Origin of the sequence: Pantoea sp. SIMBA_079 (genome assembly GCF_046940275.1) — a bacterium.
Classification (GTDB): Bacteria; Pseudomonadota; Gammaproteobacteria; order Enterobacterales; family Enterobacteriaceae; genus Pantoea; species Pantoea borealis.
In genome coordinates this window covers 1-249 of the sequence record NZ_JAWRYR010000692.1, presented here as the reverse complement: position 1 = coordinate 249, position 249 = coordinate 1, and the positions used below count along the sequence as shown (strand labels likewise).

The window sequence follows — 249 nt, the reverse complement described above, 5'->3', positions numbered from 1 at the left end:
CCTTGCGGGCCAGCATTTCGAAAGCGGAATCGCGGTCCACGGCCTGATCGTACTGTCCGGCGACCGGGCTTGCCGCGATGATCTTCGCGCGTTCTTCCGGCGTCAGCGGCCCGATGCGTGAAGAGGGCGGGCGGATGAGCGTGCGCTGCACGATGGAAGGCACGCCTTTTTCCTGCAAGGTGGAAACCAGCGCTTCACCCGTGGCAAGATTGGTGATCGCCTGAAACGTGTTGAAATCCGGGTTCGGGC

Annotated in this window: 1 protein-coding gene; it reads right to left on the bottom strand. The window is 63.1% G+C overall.

Annotation, left to right across the window (positions count from 1 at the left end):
• Positions 1-249, bottom strand: a 249-nt coding sequence (locus tag SB719_RS21735; RefSeq protein ID WP_412159971.1) for a helicase HerA-like domain-containing protein, incomplete at both ends; no start/stop codon positions are given.